The 20,453-nt window shown below is 66.7% G+C and carries 18 protein-coding genes and 1 pseudogene; 10 read left to right on the forward strand and 9 right to left on the reverse strand.

Annotation, left to right across the window (positions count from 1 at the left end; all coding sequences use genetic code 11):
* Positions 1-69 precede the first annotated feature (69 nt).
* Positions 70-1,038, forward strand: coding sequence for a D-2-hydroxyacid dehydrogenase family protein (locus tag ARTH_RS10165; RefSeq protein ID WP_011691856.1), 969 nt, complete (start codon positions 70-72; stop codon positions 1,036-1,038).
* A 14-nt stretch (positions 1,039-1,052) separates the two neighbouring features.
* Here ARTH_RS10165 and ARTH_RS24410 read toward each other — a convergent pair whose 3' ends face one another.
* Complete coding sequence (locus tag ARTH_RS24410; RefSeq protein ID WP_269534828.1) at positions 1,053-1,175, reverse strand: hypothetical protein; 123 nt, start codon at positions 1,173-1,175, stop codon at positions 1,053-1,055.
* Between the two features lie 52 nt (positions 1,176-1,227).
* Positions 1,228-1,407 (reverse strand): annotated as a pseudogene (locus ARTH_RS23535) (helix-turn-helix domain-containing protein); the annotation flags it as partial.
* A 53-nt stretch (positions 1,408-1,460) separates the two neighbouring features.
* On the opposite strand from ARTH_RS23535, the gene ARTH_RS10170 reads away from it, so the two are divergent.
* Positions 1,461-2,600, forward strand: a complete 1,140-nt coding sequence (locus ARTH_RS10170) for an alanine racemase (RefSeq protein WP_011691857.1) — start codon at positions 1,461-1,463, stop codon at positions 2,598-2,600.
* 33 nt (positions 2,601-2,633) lie between these two features.
* On the opposite strand, the gene ARTH_RS10175 is transcribed toward ARTH_RS10170, so the two are convergent.
* Genes ARTH_RS10175 through ARTH_RS10185 form a run of 3 tightly spaced genes read right to left on the reverse strand, consistent with a single transcriptional unit; the run spans position 2,634 to position 6,879 of the window.
* Positions 2,634-4,166: a carboxyl transferase domain-containing protein gene (locus tag ARTH_RS10175; RefSeq protein ID WP_043430660.1), complete on the reverse strand. Its 1,533-nt coding sequence runs from the start codon at positions 4,164-4,166 to the stop codon at positions 2,634-2,636.
* A gap of 2 nt (positions 4,167-4,168) precedes the next feature.
* On the reverse strand, positions 4,169-5,416 hold the full coding sequence (locus ARTH_RS10180) for a CaiB/BaiF CoA transferase family protein (protein ID WP_011691859.1): 1,248 nt from the start codon (positions 5,414-5,416) through the stop codon (positions 4,169-4,171).
* 56 nt (positions 5,417-5,472) lie between these two features.
* The gene (locus ARTH_RS10185; protein ID WP_011691860.1) at positions 5,473-6,879 is read right to left on the reverse strand and encodes an SLC13 family permease; all 1,407 of its coding nucleotides are present in this window, start codon (positions 6,877-6,879) and stop codon (positions 5,473-5,475) included.
* Positions 6,880-7,007: 128 nt separating this feature from the next.
* On the opposite strand from ARTH_RS10185, the gene ARTH_RS10190 reads away from it, so the two are divergent.
* The gene (locus tag ARTH_RS10190; RefSeq protein ID WP_011691861.1) at positions 7,008-7,715 is read left to right on the forward strand and encodes a FadR/GntR family transcriptional regulator; all 708 of its coding nucleotides are present in this window, start codon (positions 7,008-7,010) and stop codon (positions 7,713-7,715) included.
* A gap of 143 nt (positions 7,716-7,858) precedes the next feature.
* On the opposite strand, the gene ARTH_RS10195 is transcribed toward ARTH_RS10190, so the two are convergent.
* The 3 genes from ARTH_RS10195 to ARTH_RS10205 form a co-directional block, all read right to left on the reverse strand.
* Positions 7,859-8,461 carry a hypothetical protein gene (locus ARTH_RS10195; RefSeq protein ID WP_011691862.1) on the reverse strand — a complete coding sequence of 201 codons (603 nt, stop codon included), beginning with the start codon at positions 8,459-8,461 and terminating at the stop codon, positions 7,859-7,861.
* Positions 8,462-8,542: 81 nt separating this feature from the next.
* Entirely contained in the window at positions 8,543-9,400 is an 858-nt protein-coding gene (locus ARTH_RS10200; protein ID WP_043429735.1) for an SDR family oxidoreductase, read from the reverse strand.
* A gap of 151 nt (positions 9,401-9,551) precedes the next feature.
* Positions 9,552-10,490 carry a LysR family transcriptional regulator gene (locus tag ARTH_RS10205; RefSeq protein ID WP_043429736.1) on the reverse strand — a complete coding sequence of 313 codons (939 nt, stop codon included), beginning with the start codon at positions 10,488-10,490 and terminating at the stop codon, positions 9,552-9,554.
* 242 nt (positions 10,491-10,732) lie between these two features.
* Between ARTH_RS10205 and ARTH_RS10210 the strand changes: the two genes are divergently transcribed.
* The 3 genes from ARTH_RS10210 (at position 10,733) to ARTH_RS10220 (ending at position 14,752) form a co-directional block, all read left to right on the forward strand.
* Positions 10,733-11,851 carry a PrpF domain-containing protein gene (locus ARTH_RS10210; protein ID WP_011691865.1) on the forward strand — a complete coding sequence of 373 codons (1,119 nt, stop codon included), beginning with the start codon at positions 10,733-10,735 and terminating at the stop codon, positions 11,849-11,851.
* 11 nt (positions 11,852-11,862) lie between these two features.
* Entirely contained in the window at positions 11,863-13,311 is a 1,449-nt protein-coding gene (locus tag ARTH_RS10215) for an SLC13 family permease (protein ID WP_043429738.1), read from the forward strand.
* Between the two features lie 367 nt (positions 13,312-13,678).
* Positions 13,679-14,752 carry a DNA polymerase IV gene (locus ARTH_RS10220; RefSeq protein ID WP_011691867.1) on the forward strand — a complete coding sequence of 358 codons (1,074 nt, stop codon included), beginning with the start codon at positions 13,679-13,681 and terminating at the stop codon, positions 14,750-14,752.
* Positions 14,753-14,877: 125 nt separating this feature from the next.
* On the opposite strand, the gene ARTH_RS10225 is transcribed toward ARTH_RS10220, so the two are convergent.
* Positions 14,878-15,405, reverse strand: a complete 528-nt coding sequence (locus ARTH_RS10225) for a DUF427 domain-containing protein (RefSeq protein ID WP_011691868.1) — start codon at positions 15,403-15,405, stop codon at positions 14,878-14,880.
* Between the two features lie 177 nt (positions 15,406-15,582).
* Here ARTH_RS10225 and ARTH_RS10230 point away from each other — a divergent pair, with 177 nt between their 5' ends.
* The 4 genes from ARTH_RS10230 (at position 15,583) to ARTH_RS10250 (ending at position 20,331) form a co-directional block, all read left to right on the forward strand.
* Positions 15,583-15,987, forward strand: coding sequence for a hypothetical protein (locus ARTH_RS10230; RefSeq protein ID WP_011691869.1), 405 nt, complete (start codon positions 15,583-15,585; stop codon positions 15,985-15,987).
* Positions 15,988-16,398: 411 nt separating this feature from the next.
* Entirely contained in the window at positions 16,399-17,172 is a 774-nt protein-coding gene (locus tag ARTH_RS10240) for a VOC family protein (protein ID WP_043429741.1), read from the forward strand.
* Between the two features lie 89 nt (positions 17,173-17,261).
* Positions 17,262-19,955, forward strand: a complete 2,694-nt coding sequence (hrpB, locus tag ARTH_RS10245) for an ATP-dependent helicase HrpB (protein ID WP_011691872.1) — start codon at positions 17,262-17,264, stop codon at positions 19,953-19,955.
* Complete coding sequence (locus tag ARTH_RS10250; protein WP_232223650.1) at positions 19,894-20,331, forward strand: PadR family transcriptional regulator; 438 nt, start codon at positions 19,894-19,896, stop codon at positions 20,329-20,331. Before hrpB ends, ARTH_RS10250 begins: the two co-directional genes overlap by 62 nt.
* Positions 20,332-20,453: the final 122 nt, after the last annotated feature.

Raw genomic sequence — 20,453 nt, forward strand, 5'->3', positions numbered from 1 at the left:
CCCTCGTACAGCCTGTGACGATAGCCTGACAACAGTGACCGCACGCTGCCTACGCCGAAGGATCCGTACATGCGCCTCGCCATTTTGGACGATTACCAGTCTGTCGCACGGGATTACGCGCCCTGGGAGCAGCTTGCGGCCGACGGCGTCGACGTCACCTTCTTCACAGAGCCGTTTCCGGACGACGCGAGCACCGCGGCCAGCCTGCGCGGCGTGGACATCATCATTGCCATGCGCGAACGGACTGCCTTCGGCCGGGAGCGCCTGGCCAAACTGCCTGACCTGAAACTGCTGGTGACCACCGGAATGGCGAACCAGTCCATCGACCTGAGGGCGGCGGAGGAGCTAGGCATCGTGGTGTGCGGGACCGGCGGCTCCCCGACTGCGGCACCGGAACTGACGTGGGGACTGCTTCTGGCGCTTGCCCGCAGCATTTCGTTTGAAGACCGGAACCTGCGGGAAGGCCGTTGGCAATCCACCGTCGGCTTTGAGCTTGCCGGCAAGACCCTGGGAGTGCTGGGCCTGGGCAAAATCGGCCGCCGAGTTGCAGCGTACGGCCAGGCGTTCGGCATGGACGTCATCGCGTGGAGTCCCAACCTCACCGGCGAGGCCGCCGCACAGGCCGGCGTCCGCAAAGTCAGCAAGGAGGAACTCTTTCGTGACTCGGACGTGGTCTCGGTGCATGTGCGGCTCTCGGAACGCTCCCGGGGCGTGGTGGGCGAAGAGGAGCTCCGCCTCCTGGGGCCGCGGGGTGTGCTGGTCAACACCTCCCGCGGACCCCTGGTCGATGAAGATTCCCTCATCCGCGCACTGAACGAAGGCTGGATCGGCGGAGCCGCCTTGGACGTCTTCGACGTGGAACCCCTGCCCGCAGGCCACCGCCTATTGTCCGCACCACGGACCGTCCTGACGCCGCACCTAGGCTACGTCACGGAGCAAAGCTACCGGGAGTTCTACGGCGGCGCCTTCGAAGATGTTCAGGCCTGGCTCCGCGGAGCTCCGATCCGGCTGCTGACGGCTGCCCCCGCTGACGGCTGATCCGCGCCTGGCAGCTACAGGAGGGCCGCGCCGATGTCCTGGCCGATCCGGCGGAGCAGCGCTGCGGAGAGTGCCGGGTCCTTGGAGGAGTCCTGGGCGGTGTACTCGGCCAGGGTGTAGACCCCGGTCAGGGCCATTTCCGGCCACCGCTCCCGGGGGAGGAGGAAACGGCCGGCGACGGCGATGATCGGCAGGGTTCCTGACCGCCCGGCGGCCGATGCGGTGGAAGAGCGGGACTCCGAGGTCCTTCTCGAGGCCGGCGATGGTCTGGGACAGCGACGGCTGGGCGATCAACAGATGCTCTGCCGCGCGGTTGAACCCGTCATGGTCAACAACGGCCAGGAAGTACTTCAGCTTTCGTGTGTCCACTCCGGCCCTTTCGCGAATTTGGTCCTGACAGCCTACGCCCGTGACAATCGACCATGCCGTATCCGCAGCTCAGGCTTAATGCCGATGCTCTCGAAAACAATATCCGCGTCATGGCGTCCTGGTGCCGGGAACGTCAGGTGGACCTTGCCCCGCATGTCAAGACCACCATGTCTGCACCGATCATCAGCCGCCAGATGGCAGCCGGGGCCGTGGGGGTAACGGTCGCCACAGTGGACCAGGTCGCTTCTGCGCTGGGCTGGGGACACCGGCACGTCCTCATCGCCAACGAGGTCGTCGACCGGTACGGCCTGGCACGGATCCGCGGCTGGCTGGGGGAGGACTCCGGACGCGAAATCCGCTGCTTCGTGGACTCCGCTGCCGGTGTCAACGCCGCCGCCGAGGTATTCGGCGCCGAGGGGGTGGCCCTCGAGGTGCTGATCGACGTCGGGACGCCGGGCGGACGCACGGGAGTCCGCAGCCTCCAGGAGGCGGTTAAGCTTGCCGGGCTGGTCCATGCGGCGCCCGGCCTCAGGCTCGTTGGAGTCGCCGGGTACGAAGGCGTCGTGCCCAACAGCAGGGCAGAAGGGACGGTCGCGGCCGTTGACCGGCACTGCCGGCTGGTGCGGGATGTCTACCTGGAAGTCGCGCCGTGGTTTGAAACGTCAGCCCCGGTCTACTCGATGGGCGGGTCCGCTTTCCCGGACCGCGTGGCGGAATACCTCCCGGACGGCGGCCAGGTGCCCGGAACAAGGCGGGTCCTCCGTTCGGGTTGCTACGTCACCCACGACCACGGCACGTACGCCGGCGTCAGTCCGGTGCCCGGACTGGCGCCGGCGCTGACAGTCCGCGCCGTTGTGCTCTCCACCCCCGAAGACGGGATCGCCGTCGTCGGTGCCGGCAAGCGGGACCTGCCCTACGACGCCGGATTGCCGGTGGTCCTGTCGGTCCACACCGCTGACGGCACCCCGAGGGCCGGGGCGGCCGCCGTTGTGCGCAACCTCTTCGACCATCACACCGTCCTCACCGGGGTGAACGGACTGGAGGTCACGGATGTGGTGGACTTCGGGATATCCCACCCCTGCTCCGCGTTCGACCGCTGGCCCGAATACGTCGTCACCGACGGCACCGGACGGGACGTGGATGTGTGGCACACGGATTTCCACCGGTCTTCGCTGGTGGCGCCAAAACGGTGAGGCACACCGGGCGTCGGAATAATCCGCCGGGGATCAGACGGCGCTAAGCCCGCCCAGGTTCCGGTACTTTTCCAGCCGCCGCGGGAGCAGTTCGTTGATCGCGACGGAGGACAAGGTAGCGAGTTCGTATTCGATGGCCTGTCCCAGCCGCCGGCAGAACGCCCTCGCCTCCAGGGCAGCATCGCTGTGCCCCGCGTCCCCGCGTTCGTCCACGATGTGCTCGACCAGTCCGTTGGCGTACAGCGCGGCAACGTGGACGCCCTGTGCTTCGGCCATGGCCGGCGCGAAATCGGTGCTGCGGTGGACGATGGCGCTGGCGCCTTCAGGCGGCAGCGGGGACAGCCAGGCATGCTGGGCGGCGACGGTGCGGTCCGCGGGCAGGAGGGCCAGCGCCCCGCCACCGGCACCCTGGCCCAGCAGGACCGAGACGGTGGGGGAGTTCAGCCCGATCATGTCATGCAGGGACCGGGCAATCTCGCCGGCCAGGCCGCCTTCCTCGGCTTCCTTGGAGAGCGCCGCGCCGCCGGTGTCAATGACTGTCAGCAGCGGCAAGCCCAGTTCCTCGGCCAGCCGCATGCCTCGCCGGGCCTCACGGAGCGACGCCGGTCCCATCGCGGTCTGCTGCGACGGCCTGGGCCGGGTATGGCCAATGACTACGCAGGACTCCTGGCCGAAGCGGGCCAGGGCAAGCTGCAGTCCGGGGTCCTTTTCCCCCTGCCCGGTGCCGTTGAGGGGGAGCACGTCGCGGGCGCCGTAGGCGAGCAGCTGCCGCAGGTCCGGCCGCCGCGGGTTTCGGGAGATTTCGATCGATTCCCAGGCGCGGGCGTCGGACGGTCTGACCGAAAGTGTCTTCGGCGGCTCAATCCGAGTGTGCGGGCCGGTGACCAAAATGCTGAGGGCGCGGTCCACGACGTCGGACAGTTGCGAGGGAGGGACCACCGCGTCGATGAGGCCCTTGTCGAAAAGGTTTTCCGCCACCTGCACGTTCTCCGGAAACGGCGTGCCGTAGAGGGCCTCGTAGACCCGTGGTCCCAGGAAGCCGAGTAGGGCCCCGGGCTCGGCCACAGTGATGTGTCCGAGGGATCCCCAGGACGCCATGACCCCTCCGGTGGTGGGGTGCCTCAGGTACACGAGGTAGGGCAGGCCCGCCTGGCGGTGGGCGCGGACGGCGGCACTGATTTTCACCATGGACAGGAAGGCGATGGTTCCTTCCTGCATCCGGGTTCCGCCCGACGCCGGGCCCGCCAGGAGCGGCAGCCCTTCGCGGGTTGCCCGTTCGACAGCGGTGACGATGCGTTCCGCAGCGGCCTGGCCGATGGAACCGGCGAGGAACCGGAATTCGCTGACGATAACGGCCACACGCCGGCCGCGGATGAGGCCTTCGCCGGTGAGGACGGATTCGTCCACGCCGGTTTTGGCACGCGCCGCCGCCAACTCCTGCCGGTATTCCGAACCGGGATCCGGGTCGGCCACCGGAGCGTCCCAGCTCCGGTAGGAGCCGGGATCCAGCACGGCGGTGATGAGCCCGGAGGCATCCAGGTGCCGGACTTTCTGTTCTGCGAGAATGTTCAGCGCCCTTCCTGTTCCGGGCCGGCCGGGGTACCTTTTGTGCCGGCGGGCTGCAGCCCAAGCCACTGCCGGATCTGCTCTCCGTCCTGGTCCAGCAGCGGGGGTGCGGTGTGCGTGGTGAGGGTCGTTTCTGCGGTGCCGGCGGCGCTGAAGAACCGCAGCGGCGGACCGGGCAGGCTGACGGTGCCCAGGATCTTGTGGTCGACGTCGATCACCAGGCCCTGCGAATGTACCTGCTCCCAGGCGTACACCTCGTCCAGGGTGCGGACCTTGCCGGCCGGGATACCGGCGTCGTTGAGTTTGGCGAGCAGCTCCCCGGCTTCGTAATCCGAGAATGCCTGTTCCACCTCTTCGATGACTTTCTCGCGGTTGCGCACCCGGTCCGCGTTGCTGGCGAATTCGGGGCGTGCTGAGTCGATTCCGAACGTGGAGGCGAACGTCTTCCACAGCTTTTCGCTGCCCACGCTGATCTGGACCCGTCCTTGCCGGCAGTGGAACAGTCCGTAGGGAGCGATGGAGGGGTGGTGGTTGCCCTGCGCCTTGGGGACCTCGCCAGCCACCGTGGCCCTGGTGCCCTGGAACGCGTGCACCCCGATAAGCGCGGCAAGCAGTGAGGTGCGGACGATCTGGCCCTGCCCGGTCCGTTCCCGCTGCAACAGGGCCGCCAGGGTTCCGAACGCGCCATACATGCCCGAGAGCAGATCGGCGATGGGAACACCCACCCTTTGGGGGTCGTCCGGCCCGGATCCGGTCAGGGACATCAGGCCGGCTTCACCCTGCAGGATCTGGTCGTAGCCGCTGCGCCGGGATTCCGGCCCGTCGTGTCCGAAGCCGGTGATGGACAGGATCACCAGTGCCGGGTTCAGCGCGTGCATTTCCGCGGCGGAGAAGCCCAGCCGGTCCAGGACGCCGGGGCGGAAGTTCTCGATGACGACGTCGGCGCGTTCCAGCAGTTCGCGCAGGACTGTCCGCCCGTCGTCGTTCTTCAGGTCCAGGGCGATGGATTCCTTGTTCCGGTTGCAGGACAGGAAATAGGTTGCCTGCGGATCGTCCTCCGGCCCGACGAAAGGCGGGCCCCAGCCGCGGGTGTCGTCCCCGGTGCCGGGGTTCTCCACCTTGATGACCCGGGCGCCGAGGTCAGCAAGCATCATGCCTGCGTGTGGGCCGGCCAGGGCGCGGCTCAGGTCCACCACGAGGTAGCCCGACAGCGGACCCTCTGCCTGGGGAGTGGATTCAGTGCTCTGCATGATGTTCCTTCTTTAGCTTGTAGGTACCTGGGGTGCTGCTCTTGGTCGCCGGCCGCTCATAGCCAGCCCGGGACCACCATGACCACCCAGGCGATGGCCGGTCCGACGGCGACGACGATGCCGCTATAGGCCAGGATCTGCTTGTAGAACCGGTCCTTATCCACGTCCTCGGGTGCGTTGGCCAGCACCAGGGCGCCGTTGGTGGAGAACGGTGAGACATCCACGATCGTGGAGGCCACCGCAAGGGCGGCGATGACCCCTACGGCGCCGATTTCCCCGGAGGCCAGGAACGGCACCGCCAGGGGAATGAGGGCCGCCAGGATGGCAGTGGAGGAGGCGAAAGCGGAAACAATGGCGCCGATGTAGCAGATCAGCAGGGCCGCGAGCAGCGGCATGCCCAGCTGGGCTACGCCGTCAGATACGAATTTGATGGTGCCGGCCTCTTCGAGGACGCCCACGAAGGTGAGCATGCCGCAGAGGAGCAGGACGGTGGACCAGCTGATCTTGTTGACGGCGCCCTTCTGGGCGTCGGGGGAAACCAGGGCAAGGACCATGGCGATGGTGATGGAGACGAATCCGACGTCCACCTTGAAGCCCAGCGAAATAACGGCCAGGGCGATCAGGCCGAGGATCGTCACGAGCTGGGGAACGGAGGCGCGGGCTGTTCCGGCAGGCTGGCCGGCGCTGGAAGAACCGTTGGCGGAGTGCTCACCGGAGCCTGACGTGCCTTTGGAGGAGACGCGGTCCGAGGAAATGTCGGTACCGGAGCCCTGCAGGGTCACGCCGGCGGTGCGGGCTCCCACGCTCATGGCCATGCGCTTTTCGGCGACCTGCTCCACCAGCCTGCTGCCTGCTGAGGATCCGGACTTGGTGCCGCCGAGAACAAAGAACAGCACCAGTGCAATAGCCAGGTTGAAGAAGAAGCTCGCCAGGAAGATCGCCATGGGGCTGGCTTCCAGTTCCGTCTTGGCAATGATGCCGTTGACGGTGACGCCGTATACAGCGATGGGGGAGAAGCCGCCGGCCTGCGCGCCGTGAATCACCATCATGCCCATCATGAGCGGGTTGATTTTGTGCTTGGCCGCGAAGCTGAGCGCAATCGGCGCGATGATGGCGACTGCCGCGGGCGAAAGTGCGCCGACGGCCGTGATGACCGCGGTGATCGCGAACATGATCCACGGGATCAGGGCCACCTTGCTGCCGACCATCCGAACAGCGCCCCGGACCATCAGGTCGATGGTGCCGTTGTTCTGCGCTATGGCAAACAGGTAGGTGACGCCGACAATCGTCAGAAACAGACCGCCGGGGAAGTTGGCCAGGATGTCATTGGTGGACATCCCCAGCACAACCGAACCGAGCAGGAAGGCGCCGACGAAGGCCAGTGCGCCCATTTTGAGCGGGAGCACTGTGGCTAGCAGGAACATCACCGCCAGGATGATGATGGACAGGACGGGAGCGGACATCTTTGTTCCTCCGGATCGAACGTTGGGAAATATGATTGGCTTAGTGGCCTAGCCTCCTAGACACTAGGTGTCTCTGTCAATAGTTCTCCGGTAGTCTTGTGATTTAGGACCTTCTCGAAAGGACGCAGATGGCTAAGCAGGCGGCAACCCGGCAGATTACCCGCGTTTCGCGGCCCCGGCTCTATGAGCAGCTCGTGGAGCAGCTCATGGACTTCATCGAGGCTGCCCAGCTGGGTCCTGGGGATACCTTGCCTGCAGAGCGCGAGCTGGCCGAGCGGTTGGGGGTTTCGCGTGCCACCCTGGCCCAGGCCTTGGTGGCACTGGAAGTCCTCGGCGTGATCGATGTCCAGCACGGTACCGGTGCAGTGCTGGTTTACCGTCCCAATGTCCCGTCCGTGATCAAGGGGCTGCGCGAGCACCGCAACCGGCTGCCGGAGATCGTGGAGGCACGCAGCACCCTTGAGGTCAAGCTTGCTGAACTGGCAGCCGCGCGGCGCAGTAAAGAGGACATGAAGGCCATCGACAAGGCGCTCGATGTCATGGCCGAAGAGGTTGCCTCGGGCGGCCGGGGCGCGCATGGCGACGAACTGTTCCACCAGGCCGTGACCGCCGCCGCACACTCCGGAGTGCTGGCCCAGCTGATGACCTTCATCGCCGGAATGGTCCTGGAGACGCGGCTCGAGTCACTCGGGCAGCCGGGTCGCCCGGAGCAGTCCCTCGCCTCACACCGAAAAATCGCCGACGCTATCAGGGCCCGGGACTCAGCCGCGGCTGCCGAGGCAATGCTGGAGCACATCGACCTCGTCTCCGATGTGGCCCTTCTGAAGAACTCCTGAGTCGCCCCTGGTCCGCCCCCGGCGCCACGGGGCCGGCCCGCCGGCGTCCTCCTTTCACCCGCCAACCCCAGCTACCTGGCCGCGAAGCGGGACCACACCGCGCATACTTGAGCAGGCGGGCCGCGGCCTGCCGGGCCCCGGGTTCAGGATTCCGGCGTTCCAGGAGGCATTCCGGGCAGCAGCGACTGGCGGTTCCTGATCCGTGACGGGCCAAATTGAATCGGCAGCCGTTCAATGTCCCAAGATCCGCTGCCATACGCCGTCGGGCTGCCGACGGCAACGTGCGGCGTCCAGTGCGGGGACCTGTAGCCGAGGGCACGGGAGCTGAGGATGAAGTCATCGACGTTGTCCACCAGCAGCCCGTCCAGCAGTTCGTGAAGGGCCTGGACGAGACGTACCTGGTACTCGTGGACCTGCTCCGGCACACCCACTTCCAGGCCCGAGACGCGGCCGCCGCCGAGAGGGATCAGCCGGTCGGCAGTGCCGGAAAAAGCGTCCAGGACGGGCAAGCCATCCAGCCAGGCAACGGTGGCGCCGGTGGCTGCAGCAACGCTTGTCATGCCTTTGGTCCACTCGCAGATGTCCCGGGCGAAGTCTTCCAGAACCCCGAGGTGCAACAGGGTCAGATGCAGCCCCTTCTGCCTGCGAAGGGCGCGGACATAACGGGCGAGCCCCTCGTAGTCCGAGGGGCCGGATCCGACGCTGAGCACCGGCGCCTCTACTGTGATGCGCGGAACCGAGTTCATTCCGGATCCTCCCCACCAGGGTGGCTAATTGCTGTGGTTGCCATTATCCGCCGGGGCGGGCCTGCTTGCAGCTGAAGCCCCTCAGCCGGCGAGCGGGCGCAGGCCGTCCACGAGGGGGGTGGTAGGCCGCCCGGCCAGCCGTGCGAGGTCGCCGGTAGCGAGTGCCAGTGCGTCTTCGCGGATGTTGCCGTCCAGGGCGGCAAGGAACCCGGCTGTTGCCGGGTCAAGGCCGGCAGCCTCAAGCGTGCTGACGTGCTCGGCTGCACTTACCGAGCGATAAGTGACGGGGCGCCCGAGGACCGTGGAGAAGGCTAACGCGAGTTCCTCATAGGTCCAGGCGTGGTCGCCGGACAGTTCGTAGGTGCTGTTGTCATGTCCGGTGGTGGTCAGGACGGCGGCGATGGCAGCAGCGTAGTCCGCGCGGGTGGCGCTTGCCACGCGGCCGTCCCCGGCGCTTCCGAGCAGTGTTCCGGTCTCGCGTGCGGCGAGCAGGGCGTCGGCGTAGTTCTCCGTGTACCACCCGTTACGCAGGAAGGTGAAGGGGAGTCCGCTGGCGCGGATGTACTCCTCGGTTTTGACGTGGTCCGGCGCCAGGATCACGGGCGTGGTGTCAGCCGCCAGGACGCTGGTGTACAGGATGCGGGCAACCTTGGCCCGCGCGGCCGCATCGATGACGTTCTCGTGCTGCGCCGCCCGGCTCTGGATGTCGTTGCCGGAAATCAACAGCAGGGTGTCTCCTTCGGTCAGCGCCGAGTCAACACTGGCCGGATCGTTGTAGTCCATGGCCGCGGTTTTGACGCCGTGCCCTGCCAGCTCCGCGAGCTGGACGGCCGACCGGCCTGCAGCCACGATCTGCGCGGCCGGGACACCGCGGCTCAAAAGTTCCTCGACGACGAGCCGGCCCAGCTGGCCGGTGGCTCCTGCAATAACAATGGACATGCGTTTCTCCTTGGTTGCCGGGCACCCGATCGGTGCGCCTTCTGCAGTGGCCAACCGCCCTCGAAAGGAAACAATTCCGTTGCCGGATGACGCACTTTGAAGTGCAATAGGCACCATTAGGTAAGTGTCGTTTCAGGGTGACCCGCACCAGCTAGAGATAATCGCCGGCCCGTTCGCGGGCGATCTCCAGCAGGGTGGAGTGAAAAGCGACCTCTGCCGGAGCGTAGACCTTGTCCTCGCGCTGTGCCAGCAGTACCCGGCGCAGCGGGGCGGCCTCACCCAGGCTCAGCACTTTCACGTCGGGATGCTGGAGGGCCACAGCAGTCTTAGGCACCATGGCCACGCCCATTCCCACGCTGACCATCGCCTGGGCCTCCTGGTAGTCGTTGGCCAAAAAGGCAATCTCCGGTTCGAACCCGGCGTCGTGGGCGGAACGCTGCAGCACCTCCACCACGGGGTGGGCCTCGGCGCGCACAATCCAGGACTCGTTGCGCAGGTCCTCCATGCTTACCTGCTCCCGGTCGGCGAGTCGGTGGCCGCGGGCCACCAGGATCACGGTGCTTTCCCGGAAGACTTCTGTTACCCGGATGGAATCGTCCCGGAACGGATTCCAGGGGTAGTCCCAGAGCAGACAGAGCCCCGTCACCCCGGACTGCAGATCTGCCACGAGTTCATCGAAGCGGGCGCTGCGCACAGAGAGGCTGATGGCAGGGTAGCGCTTCTTGAAAGTCCGGATGACGACGGGCAGGAATGATCCGGCAAGGGTTGGAAAAGTGCCAACGGTCAGGGACCCGCGCTTGAGGCCGGCTATCTGGCCGAGGTCGGACCGGGCCGCCTGCATCTGCCAGATGATCTTGCGGGCATGGCCGGCCAGCACCTGTCCGGCTTCGGTGGGCACCACCCCGCGGGACCGGCGGTTGAGCAGCGGCTGCCCCACCTCTTGTTCGAGCTTGCGCAACTGCTGGGAGACGGCTGAGGGCGTGTACATCATGAGCTCGGCCGCGGCGGTGATGGAGCCCTGCTCCACCACCTCCAGCAGTAGCGCCAGCCGCCTGATGTCGAACAATTCCTTACCATCGTCGTTAAGCAACGCTTCACCCTTCTTCGATTTTGGTTCATTCCCTGCCGGAAGGCGCCCTTCACCCCGATGACCGGGTACCTTTCCTCGCATTAGGAGGCGGAAACGCGGGGCTCTAGCCGTATAAACCTGAATGATTTAAGTAATGCTACAGCCCTCTTCAAAAATCCAACATTGTCTAAAAGTGTGATCTGGCTCAATCTCTTTTCAGGCCCTCAACCAATATTTGAGGCACGAGGAGGAGTGGTATCAGCATGAAGATCGAAGCCCAATGGATGCGCGGAGGGACCAGCAAGTGCTGGGTTTTCGAAGCGGAGCATCTTCAGGAGTGCGGCACCAGCCTCGATGTGCTGTTGCCCAGGCTGTTCGGCAGCCCCGACCCGCGCCAAATTGACGGGGTCGGCGGGGCGACGTCGACCACCAGCAAAGCGGTGATTCTGCACCGGCCGGTCAGCGACGACGTCGATGTTGAGTACACCTTCGCCCAGGTGGGTATCGAAGAGGCCGCTGTGGACTGGGGCAGCAACTGCGGGAACGGCTCGGCGGTCGTGGGTCTGTACGCCATCGAGAAAGGGTGGGTGCTCCCCAACGGAGACGTCACCCGGATCGTCACCCGCAACACCAACACCAACCAAATCATCGTCCAGCGGGTGGCCACGCCTGACGGCGCCCTGGCTTCCGTTCCGGAGGCACGGATGCCCGGCGTGCCCTTCCCCGGCCACGAGGTGGGGCTTGGCTTCCAGGACCCCGCCGGCAAGACCACCGGTGCACTGCTGCCGACCGGTGCGGCCTCTGACACCATCAACGTTGGCGGAACCCGCTGGACCGTGTCCATGGTTGACGCCGGAGCGCCTGTGGTGATGGTCCGCGCGGAGGAGCTGGGCCTGGACCCGGCAAGGTACGACAACTGGCGCGCCGCGGTGGAGCTCCAGTTGGTTACCCTGGAGCAAATCCGGAGGCAGGCGGCGGTGCGGATGGGCCTGGTCCCCACTGCAGCCGAGGCGGCCCGCGCAATCCCCAAGCTGGCTATCGTGGGCGCTCCTGCGCAGGCCGACCCCAGCTGCGACGCCAACGTCATGATGCTTTCCATGGGCAAGCCTCATCCGGCCCTGGCCATCACGGGCAGCATTGCCTTGACCCTGGCCGCCCGCACCACCGGCACCGTGCTGCACACCCTCACCGGCGGCACGGTGGCAACAACGCTCCGGCTGCGCACCCCTGCCGGGGTAATCGAGACGTGGAGCGAGGAGCACGACGGGCGCCTCCTCGTAGGCGTCGACCGCACGGCCCGCACCATTGCCACCACCACCATCCATCTCCCTGAGGTTCCCGGCAGCGCAGTCGCTGCCGCCCTCGCCGGAGCCACCCGCTAAAGGAGACCATTATGACCAAGACTGAGCACCGCACCGCTGTCGCTGCGGGCGAGACCCGGGGCAACGGTGCCCCCCGCCCAGCCCATCGCCGCCGAATCGTACTGGTGGCGGCGGCCGTCGGGTTCGCGATACTGGCTTTGATTGCACTCGTGCTGGGTGGTGATATCTTCAACTCTTCGGCCACCCCGGAACCGGAGCACTCCATGACCGCTGTCCAGATCATCCCGCTCGTCATCCTCGTCATAATGTTCATCGTCGCCACCAAGTGGCCGCTGAACATCGGAGTGATGGGGCTGGTCGCTTCCTTCGGCGTGGGCTATTTCATGCTCGGGATGACGGACAAGCAGATCCTCGAGGAATTCCCCGCCAGCATCGTCCTGACGATCATCGGCGTCACCTACTTCTTCAGCATGGCCCAGCGGAACGGGACCATCGACATCATCGTCCAGAACTGCGTGCGCCTCGTCAGGGGCAAGACGATGCTGCTCCCTTGGGTGTTCTTCCTGATCGCGGCCGCGCTGACGTCGCTGGGCACCTTCTCGCCGGCCGCCGTCGCGCTGCTGGCACCGGCGGCCATCGGCTTCGCCTACGAGTCCCGCATCCATCCCGTGCTGATGGGCACGTTCATCATCAACGGAGCCCATGCCGGCGGCTTTTCCCCGTTGTCCGTGGCCGGCGTCCTGGTGCACGACATCGCCCTCAAGAACGGGTTTCCCATCTCCCAGGGCGCACTTTTTACTGCCAGTTTCGCCCTGAATCTCATTCTCTCGGTCCTCACCATCGTCCTGTTCGCCCTCATCGGCCGGTTGCGCGACGGCGAAGGCGGCCAGCATGCCGACGTCGACACCGCCCGGACCAGCCGTCCTCGCGGACAGCAGATCCTCACGCTGCTCCTCATCGCGGTGATGCTCGTGTGCACCCTGGGCTTCCACATGCCGATCGGCTTTGTGGCGCTCTCCGCCGGACTCCTGCTGGCGCTGGTCAACATCAAAGAACATCAAACGTTCATCGGCGGCGTCTCCTGGTCCACAGTCCTGCTGGTGGCAGGCATGATCACCTACGTCTCACTGCTCCAGCACGTGGGCGTCATTGATACCCTCGCCGAGCAGGCCCTGGCGCTGGGCGCGCCGCTGCTGGTGGCGCTGGTCCTCTGCTACGTCATTGGCGTCGGCTCGGCCTTCGCCTCCTCCACGGCCTTGCTGACCGCGTTCATTCCACTGGCCGGTCCGCTGCTTGCCACGAGTTCGCTGAGTGCCTCCGGAACGGTCGCGGCACTTGCCATCGCTGCCACGGTGGTGGATGTCTCTCCCTTCTCCACCGACGGCGCGCTGGTGGTAGCAAACGCCCGCGACGACGATCGGCAGCGCGTCTACCGGCAGCTGATGGCCTACGCCGGCGGAGTGGTGCTGGTCGCCCCGGCCCTGGCCTGGGTCCTGCTGGTACCCACCGGCATTATGTAGCCGAACAGCGACGCAGCTTCAGCCCGGAGCCAGTTCGACGGCGCTGAAACACCGAGTCCGACGGCACCAGACCGCAGTGGGGCGGCGAATGATGATCACCGGGATCATCGCCTATTCGCAACGCGCGCCGCTCCACTGCACCGCCACGCAAGAGCGCTGCCAGGGACCCGGCCTTTTCCGAAGCGCGAACTTCAAGGATCACCCAGGACCGGCTCTCCTTCCACGCCGGCCAGGGGTGATCCTTTGCGTTCGACGTGGCGTCGCTATTTTCACCGTCGAAACCCGTAGCAGGCGCCGGCACCGCCGTTCCGGCCAAACTCGGTGGAGAGCCGATGCTTGTGAGCGATGTTTAGGGCAGACTGGTGGCGTGAGCGGAATCCGGTGGGTGCTGCACGTCGATCTCGACCAGTTCATCGCGGCGGTCGAAGTGCTCCGGCGGCCGGAGCTTGCGGGCAAGCCGATCATTGTCGGCGGTCGGGGCGATCCCGCGGAACGAGCTGTGGTGGCGACCGCGTCCTACGAAGCCAGGGCGTTCGGCGTGGGTTCCGGAATGCCGTTACGCATTGCGGCCCGGAAAGTGCCCGACGCTGTGATCCTGCCCGTCGACCAGGAGGCTTACCTCGCGGCGTCCGAAACGGTGATGGCTACCCTGCGCTCGCAGCCGGGCGCCACCGTGCAGGTGCTGGGCTGGGATGAAGCCTTTGTAGGCACTGAGACAGAGAACCCGGAAGCCTACGCCCGGCAGGTGCAGGCCGCTGTCCTGGAGCGAACGCAGCTGCATTGCAGCATAGGCATCGGCGACACTTTGGTCCGGGCCAAGGTCGCCACCGGTTTCGGCAAGCCGGCCGGCGTCTTCCGCCTCACTTCAGCTAACTGGCTCAAGGTCATGGGCGACCTGCCCACCAAAGACCTGTGGGGCGTTGGAACCAAAGTGTCTGCCCGGCTGGCCAAACTCGGCATCCACACAGTCGCCGAGCTCGCCGCCACCGACCCCCGGGACCTCGTTCCGGAGTTCGGCCCCAGGATGGGTCCCTGGTACGCGGAGCTCGGACGCGGGGACGGCGCCAGCGTTGTGGACGACACCCCGTGGGTTGCCCGCGGGCATAGCCGGGAGACCACCTTCCAACAGGACCTGACTGCGCCCGCCCAGGTGGACGACGCAGTCAGGGAGCTGACAGCCCGTGTTCTTGAGGATGTTGAGGCCGAAGGGCGGCCCGTGGTCGGGCTGACCCTCAAGGTTCGGTATGCGCCGTTCTTCACCAAGACCCACGCGAAGAAGATTCCCGAAACATTCGATAGGGACGAAATCCTCGCGCGGGCATTGGACCTCGCAGCCGGAATTGAAGCGGGCCGCCCGATCCGGCTCCTGGGCATGCGGGCCGAAATGGCAATGCCCGAGGATGCCCGAAAGGGCCATACGCCCACGCGCGGCGGTTGGTGACGGCGTCCACATGGCCAAGCTTCCGGCGCTGGCGCAGGTAGGGTTTTCGGTGTCTGCGACCGACATCATAGAAGTGGAGCAGGTACTCTCCGGGTAAGTCTTGCCGGAACGCACGAGCGATGTGCTCACCACCCGGCAGTGCCCGGGCCACCCTTGAACGGGCCGACGATCTTCGTGGTGATCCAACCGCCGTAGAAGTCACCTTCCTGGAAGGTCACCTGCTCGCCGTTGACCTCGCAGGAATCCATGTGGCCCGGGTAGAGGGCAACTCGGCTGCTGAGCGCCTCGAAACCTCGGGCGGGTGCCGGGTAGGTCCACCCGGCACGGGGAACGACGACTCCGCCGGCGACGACGTCGAAGTAGTGTGCTTCTCCCTTGAACTCGCAGAAGGTGGTGCCCTCGACCGGGACGAGTACACCGGCGGGGAATGCGTCCAATGGCAGGTAGTAGACCGGCGGATGACTCGTCTCCAGGACACGCACTGCATCAGTGGTGTCGGCAATCACCTGCCCGCCAAGCCGGACGACAACCCGTTCCGATCGGGGCTCGACCCTTGGCGGCCGCGGGTAGTCCCACACCGACTCTTGACCGGCTGTGGGTTTGACGGGCTGGGGACGCCGAAAGAGTCCGGAAAAACCATGAGCAGGAGTCATGTCCCCATGTTGCCACCTTCCGCCGGGATGCCACCGTGAACGCCGGGGAAGTCCCGGCCGCCTGGCCAAATCCTGGAGCCAGGAATCCAACGCGCTTCCCTAGCGGATCGGGAGGAAAATTGTGTATAGAGAACCTTGTCCAGGCATTCAGCCCGGGCCTTCAACGGGAGAGATGACATGGATCATTTCGTCGCTTACCTTGATACATCGGAGGTCCGCTCCGGCAAACTTGAGGAACTTAAGGCGGCCATGGCAGAACTTGCCGAGTTCGTTGAACAGAATGAGCCTCGGATCATCTCCTACAGCGTCTGGTTCTCAGAGGACGGCTCCACCATGAGTGTCCTCCACTTTCATCCTGATCTGGCCTCGTTGGAGTTCCACATGAAGGTGGCGGGGCCCAGGTTCCCGCCAGTTGCGCCGCTTATCAAGATGAAGACGATCGAAGTCTTCGGCCGCCCTAGCGAGGACCTTGTGGCGCAACTTCGAGAGAAGGCACAGCTCCTCGGCACCGGAACCGTCATTGTCCGTGACGTTCACGCCGGCTTCGCCCGTTTTGCCCGCGGCCGGTTCTCCGTGCCCTAAGCCGGTCGCGTGTGAGGCCGCCGGACGGGGATCAGCGCCTGAGTCGACCGCTCAAGCCGTGTGGCTATGAGCCGCGCCGGGTCCGCGGCCAGCTCATATGCCCTCACGCCGTGGCGGGCGAAGAAACCGATGAACGCGGAGTAGCCCGCGACATGCCTGACCCGGGCTTCGCGGCCGGCCACTTCCGCATAAAGTGCTCCGCCGCGTGAGATCGGTCCGGGCAATTCGGTGGCCGGCCCCTCGAACAAATCGTCCGTGGACCCCATATCGAGATCCTAGCCTTGCTTGGAGGGCAATGGCGGCCGCGGATCGCCACTCTGTGGGAACGCCCACAAAAGGCTTGAAGCAGTGTCCCTGGCTGCATACGCTGCACAAAAGAAGTGAGGTCCAGAAGAATTGGAAGGCGCCTTAATGACAACCCGTGATACCCAATCGGTCGGCGTGCCGTGCCGGGTCGATACTTTCCAGCCGGATCCCCGGGCGGCCATGGACTTCTACGGCCCGCTCTTCGGCTGGAGTTTTGACGATCCCGCCCCTATGCCTGCCGGACTCGAGGGCAACTACTACGCTGCACGCCTGCAGGGTCGGCTGGTGTCCGGGATCGGCCAGGCACCGGCGATGTTCCGGCCCACGTGGAACACCCACGTGCGTGTCGACGACGTCGGACAGGCGCTCGCCCTTGCCGAGCATGCCGGAGGTAGCCTCGTCGCAGGCCCGTTTGGCGGCGGCACCCATGGTGTTCTGGCCGTGGTTGCGGACTCCACGGGGGTGCCGTTTTGCCTGTGGCAGGCCGGGGAGGGCGACGGCGCCGTGCTGGCCGATGAGCCGAACGCCTGGGCAATGAGCTCGCTGCACACTACCGACGTCGGGAAGGCCCGGGCGTTTTACGGCGCCATGTTCGACTGGGAACTTGAACCGGTGGCGGATGCGCCCTTTGCGCTATGGCGCCGCTCCGGTCAGGTGGTGGCCGTCGTCACCGCCACTGACGGCGTCGCGGTTCCTCCCCATTGGAGCGTCAATTTCGCGGTCACAGATGTGGATTCCGTCGCTCGGCACGCTGAAGCGCTGGGCGGCACCATCCTGATGGCGCCGATGGACACGCCGGGTTTCCGGAACGCTGTGGTCGGCGACCCCCAGGGCGCCTTCATCGCGGTCAGCGCACAGGTCAGCGCACCCGCGACCTGAGTCCCGCCCGTCGAGGGGCGGGCATCGCGCGTCTGCTCCCCGCCCGGCACTGAGAAGGACCGTGTGAACTTTGTAGGCACAATGGAGGCGTGACTTCTCCGCTCGCTTCGGCCGCCGCCCGCTCCGATCCACCCTTCGATTTAGGGGTCATCGGTGCGGGCCTGGCCTTTGCCGCGTCGCTGGGGGAGCTGTCGGATGCCCTGCGCGCCGGCGGCGCGGCCGGGACCGCCGTTGTCCAGGCGCCACCCGGTACCGGCAAAACCACCCTCGTTCCGCCGTTGCTCGCCAACATCGCAGCCGCCGCGGTGCCCGGTGGCGCAGGGGCTGCCGGCGGAAGAGCCCGGAGCCCGCGGGTTGTTGTCACCCAGCCGCGCCGTGTCGCCGCGCGCTCCGCGGCACGCCGCCTGGCCGACTTGGACGGCAGCCGGCTCGGGGACCGCGTCGGCTACACCGTCCGCGGGGAACGCGTCGGCGGTGCGGGGACCGTGATCGAGTTCGTCACGCCCGGCATCCTGCTGCAGCGGCTCTTGTCCGACCCGGGCCTGGAGACCGTGGACGCGGTGATCCTCGATGAGGTCCACGAGCGGGGGCTGGAGACCGATCTGCTGCTCGGTATGCTCGCCGAGGTCCGCGAGTTGCGCGGCGACCTCATGCTGGTGGCCATGTCCGCCACCTTGGACGCGCCGCGCTTCGCTGCACTCATCGGGACGGGGAACCAAGGGACCGGCACCGAAGGGACGCACGACGGCGGCGGCCCGGCTCCCGTCGTCGACTGTCCTTCCGCTCTATACCCGCTCGAAACCGAGTGGGCGCCCGCCGCCGTGGCGCGACTGGACACTCGGGGCGTGAGCCGTGCGTTCCTGGACCATGTGGCAGACACCGCCGCCGCATCACACGCCGAATCGCTGGCGGCGGACCCGGGCGTGGATGCGCTGGTCTTTCTTCCGGGCGCCCGGGAGGTCTCGCACGTTGCCAGCCGCCTCCGGGGCAGGGTGGACGCCGAAGTGCTGGAGCTGCACGGCCAGGCAAGCCCGGCGGAACAGGACCGGGCAGTGTCGGGGCGGGACCCCGGCGGACGTGCCCGGATCATCGTCTCCACGGCGCTCGCCGAATCCTCACTCACTGTTCCGGGGGTCCGTCTGGTCATCGACTCCGGGCTGTCCCGCGAACCGCGGCGCGACATAAACCGGGGCATGTCCGGCCTGGTGACTGTGTCCTGCTCCCGTGCGTCCGCTGAACAGCGCGCCGGGCGCGCCGCACGCCAGGGTCCGGGCCGGGTGGTCCGATGCTATGACCAGAAGGCCTTCGGAGCTGCCCCTGCGCACCAGACCCCGGAAATCGTGGTGGCCGACCTGACCGCAGCGGCGTTGGTCCTGGCCTGCTGGGGATCACCGCGCGGACGAGGATTGGCCCTCCCGGACGCTCCGCCCGCAGCAGCGATGGATGAGGCCGTGGACGTCCTCCGCGAGCTGGGCGCCGTGGGACAGGATGGCCTCGCCACGGAGCTGGGAAAGACCTTGGCCAGGATTCCGGCCGATCCGCGACTGGCCCGGGCCTTGCTGGACGGCGCCGCAACCGTGGGCCAGCGGACTGCCGCGGAGACTGTCGCCGTCGTCGCCGGTGACCAGCGCGCTCCCGGCGCCGACCTCACCCGGTTGCTGGCCACACTGCGTTCAGGCAAGGATCCGGCGGCGCGGCGCTGGAAAGATGACGTCGGGCGGATGGAAGGGATCGTCCGTAAGCAAGTCGCTGTAGTTGACCGCTCGCGAAGTGTCGCGCCGGTGACCGCCGCGGAGGCGGTCGGGTTCGTCGTCGCCCTCGCTTTTCCTGACCGGGTGGCGCGCCGCGTGCCCGGTGCGGGGGAGCGATACCTGCTCTCTTCCGGTACCCGGGCGGGCCTCCCGGCGGGCAGCCCGCTGTCCGGCCACGAGTGGCTGGCGGTTGCTGAAGTCTCGCGCGCGGAAGGCCGCGACGCGGCGGGAACAGGCGCCGTCATCCGCTCTGCGGCGCCGCTTTCCGTTGACACGGCGGAGGCTGCGACCCGGCACCTGCTGCGTGAAAGCGTGGAGGCCGGGTTCGCCCAGGGTCGGGTCACCGCCCGGCGGGAACGCCGTCTGGGTGCCATCGTGCTTTCCTCGACACCGGTGCGGCCGTCAGCCGCCGAGGGGCGGGCGGCCGTGGCCCGCGCACTGGCGAAGGAAGGGTTGGGAACCATTGGATGGTCGACGGCGGCGGACGCCTTGCGCCGCCGTCTCGCGCTGCTGCACCGCGAACTGGGCAGCCCCTGGCCGGACGTGTCCGAGGGTGCGCTGTTGTCCCGGCTTGATGACTGGCTGGCGCCCGAACTCGGAGCGCTTGCCGGCGGGTCGGCCACGGCCGGCATCGACCTCACGGAACCGCTGCGGCGACTCTTGCCGTGGCCGGACGCGGCCCGGTTCGGGGAGCTGGCGCCGGAGACGCTGGAGGTTCCGAGCGGTTCGCGCGTCAGGATCGATTACCCGGACGCGGAGCACGACGACGGCCGTCCGGTTGTAGCGGTCAAATTGCAGGAATGCTTTGGCTGGGCCGAAACACCGCGGTTGGCGGGCGGCCGGGTGCCGGTGCTGTTTCATCTCCTGTCGCCGGCAAGGCGTCCCCTGGCGGTGACGGACGATCTTGCGTCGTTCTGGTCAGGACCATACGCGCAGGTGCGGGCGGAGATGCGCGGCCGCTACCCGAAGCATCCCTGGCCGGAAGACCCGTGGACCGCGCCGGCCACCGCCCGGACCAAGAACAGGATGTAGCCGCCAGGTGTTGGTTCCCCGCCGCCCAGGGTTCGGGCCGTGTTTCGGGCCGGGCGGCCCGCGCAGGGCCAACAGGGGCGATGTCCGCGCGGCAATTCTTTCCCTGCTGGCGGAAGCACCCTCTAACGGGTACGGGCTGATCAAGACAATCGCGGAAAAGACGTCCGGAGCGCGGCGCCCCAGCCACCAGGATGAGCTGGGCAACGCTTGGAACACCGACGCCGAGGGCACGGGTCCGGCGTTTCATCAGAGCGTAGGCAAGCCCATGGGCGTCATTCATCAGTTCCGGGTTGCGGCTACGGACGAACAGCTTCTGGCCGCCGTCGAAAAGATCGACGAAGCCCGCCGGGCGCTGTACCTGATCCTTGCAGAGTAGATCTCCAAGCCCGCAGAGTGTCCCAGTGAGGTAACTGATACACACCGGAAACCTCGCGTCGTTGCCGCGAAACATTGCACGGATACGCTCAGTCCTACCCGGACACAGCGGTCCATGCAGCG

It is taken from the genome of Arthrobacter sp. FB24 (genome assembly GCF_000196235.1).
Classification (GTDB): Bacteria; Actinomycetota; Actinomycetes; order Actinomycetales; family Micrococcaceae; genus Arthrobacter.